We start from the raw sequence: 13,872 nt of genomic DNA, 5'->3' as shown, positions 1-13,872 counted from the left end.
CCGATCGGCAACTACGCAGCGCAACGAATCTGCAGGTTGTTGCAATCCGCCACGCCACGACCGCGAAGCGTCCAGATCACCGCTAGACTTGGGATCGCGGCGACCTGTCGCCCGTGATCGGACAGCAGCCCCGCTGCGGCAATTTCGCCGGCAGCGGGGCGGATTGATGCACCCGAAACGCTCGTAATTGAGAGCTGCATTAATTAGCTGCGAGCATCATCCGGAGCTCTCGTATTCCGTTCATGAAATTCGACTCGAGACGCACCGGATCGGCCTCCAGCCGCACCTGCGGCAACCACTGGCGAAATGCGCCGAAGAGCGCGATCGCCTCGGCGCGGGCGACGTGCCAGCCGAGACAGAAGTGCGGCCCGACGCCGAAGGCGAGATGCGGGTTGGGCGACCGCCGCGGATCGAATCGCTCCGGCTGCGTGAACACGGTCTCGTCCCGGTTCGCCGAGACGTAGTACAGCACCACCTTGTCGCCGGCCCGTAGGCGCTGGGTGCCGAGCACCGTGTCGCTGGTCACGGTCCGGCGGAACTGCATGATCGGCGTCGACCAGCGCAGCAGCTCGTCCACGAACGTCGGCAGCAGCTGCTCGTCGGCGGCGAGCTCCGCGGCCAGGCCCGGCTCGGTCGCCACCAATTCGAGTCCGGCGGAGATCAGGTGCCGCGTGGTCTCGTTGCCGGCCACGATCAGCAGCAGCCACAGGTGGCTGAACTCGAGCTCCGTCAGCCGGCGCCCGTCGGCCTCCGACACGACCAGCTTGCTGACCAGATCGTCACACGGTGTCCGCAGCCGGTCCGCGCGGATCCCGGCCGCGTACCCGAAGGCGTCCGCGATGGCCTGCCGGAACACGCGGACGTCACCGCCGCCGAACGCCGGATCGTCGAATCCGACCAGCGCGTTGCTCCACTGCATGAACAGCGTGCGGTCACTGTGCGGGATGCCGAGCAGGTCGGCCAGCACCAGCAGCGGCAGATCCGCCGCGACGTCGCCGATCGCCTCGAAACGGCCCGCCTCTACGGCACGCCGTACGACGGCCTGTGCGTGGCCGTCGATGGACTCCTTCATGGCCCGGACCGCCTGGCTGTCGAGCACCTGCGTCACGCGCTGCCGGTAGGTGCGATGCTCCGGCGCGTCCATCCCGACCAGCATGCGGCGCATCCGTTCGAGGTCGGACCGCGACTGCGGCTCGGGCAGGAACGGACCGCGTTCGGCCGACGAGAACAGGTCGGGCTGTCGCGAGACCATGTCGACCAACGCGTGCGAGGTCACGGCCCAGAACCCGGGCCCGCGGGTCGCCCGCTCCAGACCGCCGGAGCGGCGGATGACCACGGGCTCCTCGATCCAGGCCACCGGCGCCTCCCGGCGCAGTCTCGCGAACAGGGCCCACGGCGGACCGTTCACGTAGGTCCGCGGATCCGCCAGTGCGTCGTACGCCGGTGGCTCCTGTCGTGGGAGAGTCATCCGGCACTCACCTCCAGGGCGACGTCGTGGGCTGCGGAACCGAGCAGGCCGCGCGCTCTGAGGATCGGCATCACGCCCTCCGCGAACCAATAGATCTCTTCGAGGTGCGGCTGACCCGAGAGGATGAACTCGTTCACCCCGCAGCGGTGGTACTCCTCGATGCGGTCGGCGACCTCGGCGTGGGAACCGACGAGCGTGAGGCCCGAGCCCTGTCTGGTCAGGCCGTGGCCCGCCCACACGTTCGGGTAGACCTCCAAGTTGCGCAGGTCGCCGTTGTGCAGCGCGAGATTGCGGCGCTGGCCGTGGGAGTCGCTGCCGGCGAGACGCTGCTGGGTCCGCTCGACGAGAGCAGGGTCGACGGTCTCCATGATTCGTCGTGTCTCGGTCCAGGCGTCCTCGAACCGGTCCCGGGTGATGACGTGGAACCGGGTTCCGAACGAGATCGGCCGGTCCGCGCCGTACGCCGCGACCTGGTCCACGACGGCTCGATGATCTTCCGGCCGCTCGGCCCAGGACAGCAGTACGTCGGCGTAGCGCAGCGCCAGACGGTGCGCACTCGGAGACGAACCGCCGACGTAGATCCTCGGCAGCGGATCGGGCGGACGCACCACGGTGGCTCCCACGGCGTTCACGTACCGTCCGCGAACGTCGACCTTGCCGGTCCACGCTCCGGTCATCACGTGCAGCGCCTCGTCGGCCCGGTCGTACCGCTCGTCGTGCCGCAGATGGTCGCCGTACCGGCGTTGCTCTTCGAGGTCACCGCCGGCGACCACGTTCAGCAGCAGCCGTCCGCCGGACATCCGCTGCAGCGTCGCGGCCATCTGCGCCAGCAACGTCGGGCTGACCAGCCCGGTCCGGAACGCGACCATCAGTCCCAGGCGCTCGGTCGCCTGGCTCACTGCGGCGGCGACGAGCCAGGGATCCTCACAGAACAGGCCGAACGGAATGAGCGCGCCGTCGAAGCCCACCTGGTCGGCGGCCCGGGCCACATCCACCAGGTAGCGGATGTCCGGATCACGTCGCTGGTGACCGACCGGGCCCTGCCCGTTCGCGCCGGCGGCCGAGGGACGGGCGACTTCACGCCCGTCTCCGTGGGACGGGATGAACCAATGCAAACGGATGGACACCCGTTTACGTTATGGCGGTGTCGTCCGATGCGGGTACCGCGCTCAACCGCTCCCGAGGCGACGGCCAGGTCGACGTTCACTGGCTCGACGTACACGACCAGTCGGACGCGTGCGCGCTGTCGATGACCTGCCTGCTCGACGCGAACGAGAAGGTCCGGTTGGCGGGCTTCCGGCACGCCGCGGACGCGAAGCGCTACCTGTTCGGAGCGGTCATGGTCCGCCAGCTCGCGGGCCGGCGACTGGGGATCCCGGGCTCGCAGCTCACTGTCGATCGGCGCTGCCCGAGCTGCGATCGCCACCACGGGCGGCCGTCCGTGCGCGGATCGGACCTCCGGATCTCGGTCACTCATTCGGGCGACCTGGTCGGAGTCGCATTGTCGCTGCGCGATCGGGTCGGCCTCGACGTCGAGCAGGTCGGTGCACGCATCGACCCCGCGCAGCTCGCAGCACGGATCCTGCATCCTGACGACGCTACCGTCCTGCGCTCGGCAGAGCTCTCCGACGACCAACTCCGGGACGCCTTCTTCGACCATTGGACTGCGAAGGAAGCCGCGCTCAAGGCCGTCGGCTCCGGCCTACGGATCGATCCGCGGGCGGTCGCGATCAGCGCGCATCCAGACAGCGGCATCCGGACGGCTTCGGTGCCCGGGCATCGGCAGCTGCACCTGCGCCGCTGGGCACCCAAACCTGGTCACCTCGCCACGGTTGCCACCGAACCGTCGGCCGAGGTGCACCACCATGTGATCCACCAGCTCGCCTTGGAGGTCACCTGAGGTCAGGCGGGGTCCGGCCGTACACCGGTCAGCTCGGCAGTGCGGTCCCAGAGGCGGGCTCGGAGGTTCTCGTTCTGGGCTCGTGGGTCGATGCGGGCCGGGCCGACGCCGCGGAAGAACTCGCCGAACTTCCGTGGGCCGTAGTAGTCACCGCCCCGGACGTCGGGTGCGGTCGCGGCGTACAGCAAGGGCAATGTGCCCTCGGGTACGGACTGGGACAGAGCCTTCGTCACTACATTCAACGGTCGTGCGAACGCGCCGAGGCCCTGGTTGCGGGCGCCGGCGGCGCCCATCTCCGTGCCGGTGAATCCGGGGTGCGCGGCGACGCTGAGCACCGGGGAACCCTCGGCGTGCAGGCGCTTCTGGAGCTCCGGTGCGAACATCAGCCCGGCCAGCTTGGACTGCGAGTACGCGTGCGCCATCCGGAACCGCCGGTGCTCGAAGTCGGGGTCCTCGACGTCGAAACCCTTGCCGCGCTGGGCGATGCTGGACACGGTCAGGACGCGGGCCGACTTCCCGGCGCGGAGTGCGGGCATCAGCAGCCAGGTCAGCGCGGCATGGCCCAGGTAGTTGGTGGCGAAGATCGATTCGTGTCCCTGGGCGGTACGCCGGAGCCGGCCCGCCGGGATGCCCGCGTTGTTGATCAGCAGGTCGACGCGCTCTCCGGTACGGTCCCGGATCTCCGCGGCGGCTGTTCGCACCGAGTCCAGGTCCGCGAGGTCCGACAGCACGAGCTCGCCACCGACTGCCGCCGCGGCGCGCTCACCGCGCTCGCGGGACCTGCAGGCGAGGATCACCCGGGCTCCTTTGGCCGCGAGCACAGTCGCCGCGCGCAACCCCAGACCCGAGTTCGCGCCGGTGACCACCACCGTCCGGCCTTCTTGGTCGAGGATGTCGGCGTCGCCCCACGTCAGCATCGCTGCATGCTAGCGCCGGCAAGGCCCACCCAGTTGCTCTAGGCAGACGTGGCCGCGCCCTCGGCCAGTCTGGTCGCGATCTCTCTTCGAGAGGCGATGCCGAGTTTCGAGAAGACCTTGCGCAGGTGCCAGTCGATGGTGTGCGGACTGAGGAACAGCCTTGCGGCGATCTCGTGATTGGTCAGGCCGTCGCCGGCGAGGCGGGCGATCTGGGACTCCTGAGCGGTGAGTGCCGTCCGCCGCGCGACGGTGGGCTCGCGGATGGTCGCGCCCGTCGCCTGCAGTTCGCGGCGCGCGCGCTCGGCGAACGCGTCGGCGCCGAAGTGGCTGAGTGCGGCGGTGCGGCAGATCGCCCACCGCGCCCGGCGGCGTCGTCGCGCTGCGGATCGAGGACCGGCAGGTCACCGGCGTCTACTACGTCCGCAACCCGGAGAAGCTGTCCCGGCTCGAGCGGGAGACCGCGCTCACCTTGCGGTGAGGGATTCGAAGGCCGTCGCCAGGCTTCGGATGGCCGGGGCGACCTCGTTGTCGGCGATGTTGCCGTAGCCGAGGACTATGCCGTCGTCGCTGCCGTTGGCGTGAATGCGGTACGCGGCGAGCGGGACGATCCGGGTGCCGGCGTCGCGGGCGGCGATCGTGAGCCGGGCAGTGTCGAGGCTCGCGGGATGGGTCAGCGTCAGATGCAGGCCGGCCGCTGCCCCGCCGATCGTCCACGTCGGCAACTCCCGGCGTACCGCGGCCAGAAGCTGATCCCGGCGGCGCTTGTAGCGGCGCTGCATGGCGCGCAGATGACGGTCGTACGCACCGGCCGCCATCAGTTCCGCGAATGTCGCCTGGTCGAGCGTCGACGGTCCGTGGCCGGACGATCGTTCCAGCAGCTCCCGCCAGCGTCCCTGGGCGACGAGCCAGCCGATCCCGATCGCGGGGCTCAGCGTCTTGCTGACCGAGCCGAGCAGTACGACGTGCTCCGGCGCCATCCCCTGCAGCGTGCCGACCGGGCTGCGGTCGTACCGGAACTCGGCGTCGTAGTCGTCCTCCAGGATCACGCCGCCGTTCCGCCGCGCCCACTCGATCAGCTCCAGCCGTCGCTGCGGCGCGAGGACGACGCCGGTCGGGAACTGATGGGCCGCGGTGACGAGCACGGCGCGCAGATCGTCCCGCCGGGCGAGTCGCTCGACGTCGAGACCGTGCTGATCGACCGGCACCGGCTCGGTCCGCACACCTGCCGACTCGATCACGGCACGCAGGCGCGTCCAGCCCGGGTCCTCGACGGCGATCCGGTCGATGCCCATCGCGCGCAGGCCCGCGCAGAGTTGGCGGACGCTCGCGCTGACACCACTGCGGATGACGACGTCGTCGGCCGTCACGACCGCTCCGCGACTGCGCTGCAGGTAGTCGGACATCAGCTCGCGCAACGGCAGATACCCCTGCTCGTCCGGATACCCGAGGCCGGCGGTCGGTACCGTCCGCGCGGCCGCCCGCGCCGCCTCCGCCCACCGCGTGCGCGGGAACGCGCGCAGGTCGGGTGCGCCCGGCGACAGATCGAACCTGTACGTCGGCACGCCGGCCGTGGTCGTACGGCGAACCGGCGGCCGGCTGGAGCCGGACCAGCTGACCCAGGTCCCGGACCCGACTCGCGTGGCCAGGTAGCCCTCGGTCACGAGCTGGCCGTACGCCTGGGTGACGGCCCACCGCGAGCAGCCGAGCTGCGCTGCCAGCTCACGGCTGGGCGGCAACACCGTGCCGCTCGACACGCGTCCCGATCGGACGGCCTCCCGCAACGCGCGCTCGACCTGCTGGTGGAGCTTGCCGAGACCGTCCAGGGTCAGGACCACAGTCCAGGCCGCGCGCGTGGACTGCCTCGCCATGACCACAGATCCTAGTCACGACGTCCGAGGGCCGGTACGGCGCGTCGCCGCACCGGCCCCAGGTCAGCGCTGGAAGTTGCGGAGCAGGTCGTACGGGTAGACCGGCTGCTTCTCGCTGACTGCCGTCAGGCGGTCGAGCTGCTCCTCGGTGAGGGACCAGCCGACGGCGCCGATGTTGTCGACGTAGTGCTCGAGCGTGCGCGGTCCGATGATCGGAGCGGTGACAGGCTCGGTCTCGATCAGCCACCGCAGCGCGATCTGAGACACGCTCCGACCGGTCGCGGCCGCGATGTCGTGCAGCGCGTCGAGAACGCTCCAGGTCCGCTCGTTGTCGTAGTAGTCCCACGCCTCCAGCAGCCCACGCTCCGCCGCGGCCGCCACCCGGCTGTCCGCCGGCGGCGCCTCCATGCCGCGATGGAACCGGCCCGCCAGCCACCCCGCGCGCAACGGGCTCCACGGCATGACACCGAGACCTTCGTTGCGGCAGATCGCCAGGAGCTCCCACTCGGCCTCACGGTCGAGCAGGTTGTACAGCGGCTGCAAAGCGCTGTACCGGTTCGGCCCCGCGAGGTCGATGGCCTTCTGCAGCTGCCAGCCGGTGACATTGCTCGCTCCGAGGTACCGGACCTTGCCCGACGTGACGAGGGTGTCGAGCGTCGCCAGCGTCTCCTCGATCGGCGTCGCCGTGTCCCAGACATGGGTGTAGTACAGGTCGATGTAGTCGGTGCCGAGGCGCCGCAGGCTCGCTTCGACGGCGGACAGGATGTGCTTGCGGCTCAGCCCGTCGTCGTTCGGTCCGTCGCCCATCGCGCCGTACACCTTGGTCGCGATCACGAACGCGTCGCGGTCCCGGCCCTTGAGCCAGCGGCCGAGAACCGCCTCGGACTCCCCCGCGTTGTACACGTCGGCCGTGTCGACGAAGGTGCCGCCGGCGTCGGCGAACTCGTCGAGGATCCGGACGCTGGTCTGCTCGTCCGTCGGTCCGCCGAAGTGCATCGCGCCGAGGCAGACCTCACTGACCTTCAGTCCCGTCCTACCCAGATTGCGGTACTCCATGTATCGATCCAGTTCCTTTGCACCGTTGGTCACTCGCACAGCCAATCTAGGTGCGGGTCCGGCGGTATCCACGCCCAATCGGCCCGCGGAATCGCGGACCAATTCAGCCCGCGACCATGCTCAGCGTGAACCGGGAGCCGCCGGACTCCGGCGCGGAGGCGGTGAGCGTGCCGTGGTGGCGATGGGCGATCTCCCGCGCGATGGCCAGGCCGAGCCCGGCTCCCCCGGCATCGCGGGTGCGGGCCTCGTCCAGGCGGGTGAACCGCTCGTCGCGCGGCCCAGCCCGGATGTGGTCTTCCAGCCGGTCCACCCGCTCACCTTCCTCGCCCGGCTGCTGCCCGGCAGCGAAGGAGTCGGCACGACCCCGGGACTCGCGGTCGGCACGGTCATGCTGCTGCTGGCGGTCAGCCTGCCGTTCAACCGGCTCGTCCCGGCCCGCGAACGGATCGTGTGGACCGCCACCATCGTGCTCACGATGCTCAGCCTGCAGATCCGGATCACCCACGAGATCTGGCACGGCTTCGACGCGCCGAACGGCAGTCCGTACCGGCAGGCGTTCGTCGTGGCCGGATTGCTGGTCATCGTCGGCTGGATCTCCTGGTCCGCCGGGATCCGCACCGTACTGACGGTCGCTGCCCCGATGGGCGCTGTGCTGGTGCTGTACGTCTTGTCCTGGGACGTCCGCAGTACGACGCGGGCCACGCATCTCGTCGTACCAGTGCTGGTCGTCGTCGCGCTCGGGGCGTGGTTCCTGAGCCGGTCGCCGCGATGGGTACGGCGCGGAGCGGCGGCGGTGCTCGTCGCCGCCGTGTTCGTGGAGGTCTCGTTGTCGTCGGTGGCGATCGACGAGCGGCGGAGCAAGATCCTGAGCGCGAAGGCGCCGTGGGGCGCGGAGCACACCGCGCTGCGCTCGCTGGTCACCTCGGCGGCGGACTGGCCGACGTACCGAACGGCGCCCGGCGCAGAGCAGACCGTCAACGATCCGATGCTGATCGGCGGACAGGGGCCGCAGTACTACTCGAGCACGATGCCCGACCGGGTGTCGCAACAGCTGCTCGATCTCGGGTTCGGGTACAGCTCGTACGGACGGGCGCTGGTCGACCCGCGGAACCCGGTCGTCGACGCGATCTTCGCGATCCGGTCGCGCGTCGTGGGCCGGCTGGAGAGGTACGACGTACCGCCGCTGGTCACCGTTCGACCGGCGACGGCCTGGTCGTCGAGCGATCCCGGGCCGTTCGGTGCGCAGGAGTCGGCGCTCGGCGCGGACGTCTACACCGTGCCGCGTGTGCGCACCGAGAACGGACACGTGCTGCTCGCGTCCTGCGCACCCGGCTCGGAGATCTGGTTCGCGGCGCCGGAGTTCGTCGGCTCGGTCCTGGTCGCCGGCCGCGGCTGGGTCGTCAACCTGTCCGCGAAGGTGAAGTCCCCCGGCGTCTACGCGGGCGCGCCGATGCTCCGGGTCGGCACCGTGGGCGCGGACGGCGTCGCCGCCGTACCCATCCGCCTCAGCCCCCGCGCGACACTCCCCTCATCCCCCATCGGCTGCCTCGACCGATCGCGCCTCGCCACCGCCGTCCACACTCTCACTCCACCCAGCCCGCCGGCAGTCGACGTCAGCGGCCACGCAATCCGCATCCGCCTCCACCCGAGCGATACCTCTGCCTCGCTCGTCATCGCAACCATCCGAATCGAGGGCTGGCGCTGCTCCGTCGACAACGGCCCCGCCCATACCCCCGACAACCGAGCAGGCCTCCTCGCCGTACCCCTACCGGCAGGCGCGTCCACGGTCTCCTGCACCTACCACCCGCCCGGCCTGATCCCAGGCCTGGCAAGCGGCGCGCTCACCGTACTGGTCCTCGTGGCAGCCGCCGCACTGTCCCTAGTCCGTCATACCGCGGGTGGAGCGACGTCCAGTTCGCGGAGGGCGGTGGCGTAGCGGTCGACGTTGCGGAGTTTGACGGACTCGTAGCCTCGGACGAGGTCTGGGAGTTCGGCGAGCTGTACTGCGCGGTCGTACGACGTGGGGCTGAGGTCGGCGGCCAGGCCGGTCATCAGGGTGCGGTAGTGGTCGCGCAGGGTACGCTCGACCTTGCGGAGGTGCGCGTAGCCGAAGAGGTCCGCGCGGGTGCCGCGGAGTGACTTGAGCCTGGCGAGGACGCGCAGCGTGCCGTGCGACTTGGGGCCGAACGAGATCTTCTTCTTGCGGCCCAGCGCACGCAGCACGGGCGGGTGCAGCTTGAACGACATCACCCCGCCCGGGAAGGACTCGCCGGTGGAGTCGAGGAACGCCGGGTCGGTGAGAAGCCGCGCGACCTCGTACTCGTCCTTGTACGCCGTCAGCTTGAACAGGTTGCGGGCGACCGCCTCGCTGAGCCGCGTCTCCGTGGTGACGGCTCTCTCGGCGGCAGCGATCCGCGCCACGAAGTCGACGTACGAGTCCGCGAGCGTCACGTTCTGGTAGGCGACCAAGTCGGCGGCGCGCCGCGCGACGAGGCGCAGCACCTCGCCCTCGAGCCCGGAGGCCGCGACCGACGCAGGTACGTCGGGACTAGCGACCGCGGCCGACTGCTTCCCGGCGGCGCGGAACGCGGCCGGGTCGGCGACCGCCACACGCCCCCAGGTGAAAGCGGCGATGTTCGCGGCAACCGCGGTGCCGTTGATCTTGATGGCTTCCTCGATCGCCGCGGCCGGCAGACGGAGAGCACCGGTCTGGTAGGCGGCGCCGACGAGCAGGAAGTTCGCCGCGATCGTGTTGCCGAAGATCCGGTCCGCGGCCTCGAGCGCGTCGAAGTCGAACGTCTCCGCGCTCGCGGTCCGGACCCGCTCCAGCAGCCCGGCCTCGTCGGGGTGCTGGACGGCAGGGTCGTACACCATCGCGCCGGTCGCGGTGCGGCTGGTCGAGACCACGGTCCGGCTCACAGCACCGTTGCCGTAGGCAAGGTTCCGGTCCTCCGCGAGGGTCAGCAGGTCGAACCCGAGCAGGCAGTCCGCGGACCCGGGAGTGAGCCGGTTGGCCGGCTCGAGCTCGCCGTCGGCGAACCGCAGATGACCGGTGACAGGGCCGGCCTTCTGGCTCAGCCCGGTCTGGTCGAGCGACTCGACGGCGTACCCGGCGCGATGCGCGGCGGTCGCGAGCACCTGGTTGACCGTGACGATGCCGGTGCCGCCGATGCCGGCCAGGAAGACGTTCTGGGTACCGGCGACGCGGTCCTCGGCGCCGCTCGGCGCGACCGGCGGCGGCGCCGGAAACGCCGCCTTCTTCCGGGCTGCCGTCCGGGTGGACCGCGGCGCCGTCTCGACGACCACGAACGACGGGCAGTCGCCGTCGAGGCAGCTGTAGTCGGTATTGCAGGAGGTCTGCTCGATGCGGGTCTTGCGACCGTACTCGGTCTCGACCGGCTGCACCGACAGGCAGTTGCTCTTCACACCGCAGTCGCCACAGCCCTCGCACACGGCCTCGTTGATGACGACGCGCTGCGTGCGCGCCGGCAGGCTGCCGCGCTTGCGCTGCCGCCGTGCGTCGGCGGCGCAGTGCTGGTCGTAGATCAGCACCGTGACGCCGGGGGTTTCGCGCAGCATCCGCTGGGCTTCGTCGAGACGGTCACGGCTCCACAGCAGCGTGCCGGGCGCGAGGTCGCGACGACGGTGCCGTTCCGGCTCGTCGGCGCAGACCACGATCTTCCGCACGCCCTCGACGGACAGCTTGTGGGTCAGCTGCGGCACGCTGAGCGCGCCCTCGGCGTCCTGCGCGCCGGTCATCGCGACGACGTCGTTGTAGAGCACCTTGTAGGTGATGTTCACGCCGGCGGCGATGCAGGCCTGGACGGCGAGCTGCCCGGAGTGGAAGAAGGTGCCGTCGCCGACGTTCTGGAAGATGTGGCCGGCGTCGGTGAACCACGCCTGGCCGATCCACTGGGCTCCCTCACCGCCCATCTGGGTGACGCCGGTGACGGCGCTGTCCTGCCGGTCGGAGATCGTCACCATGGCGTGGCAGCCGATCCCGCCGCCGCCCATCGACCCCTCGGGAAGCGCGGTCGAGCGGTTGTGCGGGCAGCCGCTGCAGAAGTACGCCGAGCGGCTGGTCGAGAGCAACGGCAGCGAGATCCGCCGCGGCGGGGGCGGCGTGACAGCGACCAGGTCCTGCAGCAGGGACCGCAGCGGCGCGAGCAGCCGGCCCGCCGTGAGCTCACCGTCGGCGGGAATCAGCAGCCGGCCGGCGGTGTCGCGTTTGCCGACGATCTGCGGCGCGTCCGGCGTACCGTAGAGGATCTCCCGAATCTGGGTCTCGACGAACGCGGTCTTGTCCTCGACCACGACGATCCGGTCCAGACCCTCGGCGAACGAGCGCACGGTGCCGGGCGCGACAGGGCTCATCAGCCCGAGCCGCAGCACCCGGACGCCCGCCCGCGCGAGCGCCTCGTCCGTGATGCCGAGGTCCTTCATCGCCTGCCGCATCGAGTCGTAGCAGCTGCCGGAGGCAACGAATCCGACTCGGGCGTGCGCCGGGTCGACGTCGACCACGTCGAGGCCGTTCTCGACGGCGTACGCGCGCACCAGCTCGGTGCGCGGCCCGACCAGGTCCGCCTCGGCACGCACGATCGCGTCGGGCCGGACGACCATCGGGCGCTGCTCGTACCGGTAGGGCTTGCCGTCCCACTCGATCGCGGGGACGACCGGCAGTACGTCGCCCGCGGCGGCGTCGACCGCCCAGGCGCCGTCGGCGACGTCCGCGACGATCTTCAGCGCGACGACGCAGCCGGTCACCCGCGACAGCTCGATCGCATGCAGGCCGAGCGTCACGATCTCGGCCGCGTTGCGCGGGAAGAGGACCGGGATCCCCAGCGCAGCCAAGGACCGCTCGCTGACCGCCGGTACGGTCGACGACTTCGAGGCAGGGTCGTCACCGACCAGGAGCACGGCGCCGCCGCGCGGGTTCACGCCGTACATGTTGGCGTGCCGCAGCGCGTCGGTCGCGCGGTCCACACCGGGGCCCTTGCCGTACCAGAAGCCGGTGACGCCGTCGTGGGTGCCGGTGCCGAGCGGCAGGTCGATCTGGCTGCCCCACACCGAGGTCGCGGCGAGTTCCTCGTTGAGCCCAGGCACGAACCGGATGTCGTTCTCGTCGAGCACGTCCCGCAGGCCCGCCAGCAGCCGGTCGAGGCCGCCGAGCGGGCTGCCCTGGTAGCCGGAGACGAACGAGGCGGTCCGCAGCCCACGGCGCCGGTCGAGCGCGCGGTGCTCGACCAGGAGTCGCGCGATCGCCTGGACGCCGGTCAGCAGCGTCGGCGGACCGGCGTGCCGAAACCGGTCGTCGAGGTCGTACGGCGGAGCAGCGGCGAGTCGCTCCGCGCTGATCTCGGCGGGGGCGATGGCGGTCATCGGCTCTCCAGGGGTCCGCGGCAGTTCCCCAGAGCGTGCGGGCTGGGTGGGCCGAGTCACAAGAGTTGTCGTCGAGTTTGGCGACGATCCGCAATCCTGGCCGCGACGATCGCCGTCCAGACGCAACAAAGGACGCCTCAGGAGTAGAGTTCGTTGCGTGCCTGAGCAAGCCAGCCTGGACGACACCGATCGCGCGATCCTCGACCTGCTGCGCGACAACGCCCGCCGCCCGCTGCGCGAGATCGCGACCGCGGTCGGCCTCACCGTCGCGCCCGTCCAGCGCCGGATCACCCGGCTGGAGAAACTCGGCGTCATCGAGCGCTACACGGTGCAGATCAACCACGGCCGGATCGCGGGCGGCATCGAGGCGATGACCGAGCTGCACTTCGCCGACGACCTCGACCTCGCGCAGATCATGGAGTTCGTCGCCCAGGTCCCCGAGGTCAAGGAGGTCCTCACCCTGGCCGGTGACCCGGACGCGCTGGTCCGCATCCAGGTCGAGGGCGTGGAGGATCTGCGCCGCGTCGTCAGCTCACTACGCTCCGCCGAAGCGATCGCCGGCACCAAGACGCTTGTCGTCCTCGAGCAATGGACCCGCCGGGGCTGAGGAACTCGCCGGACGGCTGCGGTCAGCGGTCGAGAGGGTTCGCCGCCATCCGGTCCACGAGGCCGGAGTGTACGGCGCGGGCCGCGGAGCTGTCGGGCTTGCGGTCCGCCTGCGCCCGGAAGCAGGCGAGGAACTCGGCGGCGAGCCCCGAGCGCGGGAACTGCTCGAGGACCTCGGCGCGGAAGGCCGGGGTGAAGTCGTCGAGGTCCCTGCCCACGATGTCGACCGCCGCGGCCCGCGACAGCAGATGTCCCTCGACGTCCGCAGCCGGGTCCACCTCCGGCCACATGTGCCGGACGATGACTTCCCCCAGGCGTTCGCGGCGCTCGTCCGGCCACCCCGCACCGGCCGCGAACACCCGCGCGACGTGCCCGCTGGTCTCCTCGAAGGAGACGGTGTGGCTGTCGAACACCGGCGCCAGGCTGACGTCGTGGAACATCGCCGCGACGAACAGCAGCTCGGCGTCGTACCGCAGGCCGTGCTCATCGCCGTACGTCGCTCCCCAGAGGTAGACGCGGTGCGAGTGACTGAGCATGGCGGCGGACAGGTAGGTGCCGGCCACGTCGAGGGCCGCCGAAGAGGCAGCAGTGTCGGGAATCGTGATCATGCCTCGACGGTACGGCGCGAAAGGCCCGCGCGGCTGGTCCATTCCGACGGCGGGATGCTGGGCCACCGGC

General features: G+C 70.7%; 13 protein-coding genes. 4 read left to right on the top strand and 9 right to left on the bottom strand.

Annotated features, from left to right (window positions below; all coding sequences use genetic code 11):
• Positions 1-199 precede the first annotated feature (199 nt).
• Together AB0I12_RS04480 and AB0I12_RS04475 are read right to left on the bottom strand one after the other, a co-directional pair.
• Positions 200-1,468 carry a cytochrome P450 gene (locus AB0I12_RS04480; RefSeq protein WP_359924437.1) on the bottom strand — a complete coding sequence of 423 codons (1,269 nt, stop codon included), beginning with the start codon at positions 1,466-1,468 and terminating at the stop codon, positions 200-202.
• Complete coding sequence (locus AB0I12_RS04475; protein WP_359924435.1) at positions 1,465-2,595, bottom strand: LLM class flavin-dependent oxidoreductase; 1,131 nt, start codon at positions 2,593-2,595, stop codon at positions 1,465-1,467. The genes AB0I12_RS04480 and AB0I12_RS04475 overlap by 4 nt, the downstream gene beginning before the upstream one ends.
• A gap of 17 nt (positions 2,596-2,612) precedes the next feature.
• Here AB0I12_RS04475 and AB0I12_RS04470 point away from each other — a divergent pair, with 17 nt between their 5' ends.
• Complete coding sequence (locus tag AB0I12_RS04470; RefSeq protein WP_359924433.1) at positions 2,613-3,368, top strand: 4'-phosphopantetheinyl transferase superfamily protein; 756 nt, start codon at positions 2,613-2,615, stop codon at positions 3,366-3,368.
• Positions 3,369-3,370: 2 nt separating this feature from the next.
• Here AB0I12_RS04470 and AB0I12_RS04465 read toward each other — a convergent pair whose 3' ends face one another.
• Complete coding sequence (locus AB0I12_RS04465) at positions 3,371-4,285, bottom strand: SDR family NAD(P)-dependent oxidoreductase (RefSeq protein ID WP_359924431.1); 915 nt, start codon at positions 4,283-4,285, stop codon at positions 3,371-3,373.
• 38 nt (positions 4,286-4,323) lie between these two features.
• The gene (locus AB0I12_RS04460; RefSeq protein WP_359925126.1) at positions 4,324-4,548 is read right to left on the bottom strand and encodes a helix-turn-helix transcriptional regulator; all 225 of its coding nucleotides are present in this window, start codon (positions 4,546-4,548) and stop codon (positions 4,324-4,326) included.
• A gap of 68 nt (positions 4,549-4,616) precedes the next feature.
• On the opposite strand from AB0I12_RS04460, the gene AB0I12_RS04455 reads away from it, so the two are divergent.
• Positions 4,617-4,763: a hypothetical protein gene (locus AB0I12_RS04455; RefSeq protein ID WP_359924429.1), complete on the top strand. Its 147-nt coding sequence runs from the start codon at positions 4,617-4,619 to the stop codon at positions 4,761-4,763.
• Here AB0I12_RS04455 and AB0I12_RS04450 read toward each other — a convergent pair.
• The 3 genes from AB0I12_RS04450 to AB0I12_RS04440 all read right to left on the bottom strand — a co-directional run bounded on the left by AB0I12_RS04450 (position 4,750) and on the right by AB0I12_RS04440 (position 7,519).
• Positions 4,750-6,153 (bottom strand): PLP-dependent aminotransferase family protein, encoded by a 1,404-nt coding sequence (locus AB0I12_RS04450; protein WP_359924427.1) that lies wholly within the window; start codon positions 6,151-6,153, stop codon positions 4,750-4,752. The two genes, AB0I12_RS04455 and AB0I12_RS04450, sit on opposite strands and share 14 nt — an antisense overlap.
• A 63-nt stretch (positions 6,154-6,216) precedes the next feature.
• Positions 6,217-7,209, bottom strand: coding sequence for an aldo/keto reductase (locus AB0I12_RS04445; protein WP_359924424.1), 993 nt, complete (start codon positions 7,207-7,209; stop codon positions 6,217-6,219).
• A 103-nt stretch (positions 7,210-7,312) separates the two neighbouring features.
• Positions 7,313-7,519, bottom strand: a complete 207-nt coding sequence (locus AB0I12_RS04440; RefSeq protein ID WP_359924421.1) for an ATP-binding protein — start codon at positions 7,517-7,519, stop codon at positions 7,313-7,315.
• Between AB0I12_RS04440 and AB0I12_RS04435 the strand changes: the two genes are divergently transcribed.
• Positions 7,499-9,145 carry a YfhO family protein gene (locus AB0I12_RS04435; RefSeq protein ID WP_359924418.1) on the top strand — a complete coding sequence of 549 codons (1,647 nt, stop codon included), beginning with the start codon at positions 7,499-7,501 and terminating at the stop codon, positions 9,143-9,145. The genes AB0I12_RS04440 and AB0I12_RS04435 overlap by 21 nt on opposite strands.
• On the opposite strand, the gene AB0I12_RS04430 is transcribed toward AB0I12_RS04435, so the two are convergent.
• A complete protein-coding gene (locus AB0I12_RS04430) occupies positions 9,097-12,588 on the bottom strand; it encodes an indolepyruvate ferredoxin oxidoreductase family protein (RefSeq protein WP_359924415.1) in 3,492 nt (1,163 codons plus the stop codon). The two genes, AB0I12_RS04435 and AB0I12_RS04430, sit on opposite strands and share 49 nt — an antisense overlap.
• A gap of 157 nt (positions 12,589-12,745) precedes the next feature.
• Here AB0I12_RS04430 and AB0I12_RS04425 point away from each other — a divergent pair, with 157 nt between their 5' ends.
• Positions 12,746-13,195 (top strand): Lrp/AsnC family transcriptional regulator, encoded by a 450-nt coding sequence (locus AB0I12_RS04425; protein ID WP_359924412.1) that lies wholly within the window; start codon positions 12,746-12,748, stop codon positions 13,193-13,195.
• 22 nt (positions 13,196-13,217) lie between these two features.
• Here AB0I12_RS04425 and AB0I12_RS04420 read toward each other — a convergent pair whose 3' ends face one another.
• Entirely contained in the window at positions 13,218-13,802 is a 585-nt protein-coding gene (locus AB0I12_RS04420; RefSeq protein WP_359924409.1) for an HD domain-containing protein, read from the bottom strand.
• Positions 13,803-13,872 lie beyond the last annotated feature (70 nt).

Origin of the sequence: Kribbella sp. NPDC050459 (genome assembly GCF_040655315.1) — a bacterium.
Classification (GTDB): Bacteria; Actinomycetota; Actinomycetes; order Propionibacteriales; family Kribbellaceae; genus Kribbella.
The sequence above is the reverse complement of the archived record's forward strand: the minus strand, read 5'-3'. Positions and strand labels throughout refer to the sequence as shown.